The following is a 241-nucleotide window of genomic DNA, read 5'->3' as shown; positions in this document are numbered from 1 at the left end:
AACGGATAAGTGTTCAATGAGAGTCATATCAGAGCTAGGGTTATTATAAAACCCCATTAGATCAGCAATATGGTGTTCTCTCAACTGGTTTTAGCGAAGTGTGATCCCGCCCTGGCCGAGCTCATGGCCTACTTAATGTAAAACCAACAGATTTTTTCTCACTGAAAGTACCTCTGCCATCACTAGATGAACAGCAAAAAATCGCCGCCGTGCTGTTCACCGCCGATCAGGAGATCTCTGC

At 45.2% G+C, this 241-nt stretch carries 1 pseudogene; it reads left to right on the top strand.

The features are described from left to right. Window positions 1-140: 140 nt before the first annotated feature. Window positions 141-241: pseudogene (locus O4G76_RS23195) on the top strand (restriction endonuclease subunit S); the annotation flags it as partial.

Origin of the sequence: Limimaricola sp. G21655-S1, from assembly GCF_027213785.1 — a bacterium.
Classification (GTDB): domain Bacteria; phylum Pseudomonadota; class Alphaproteobacteria; order Rhodobacterales; family Rhodobacteraceae; genus Limimaricola.
Note: the sequence above shows the minus strand (reverse complement) of the source record. Positions and strands in the feature narration are given on the sequence as shown.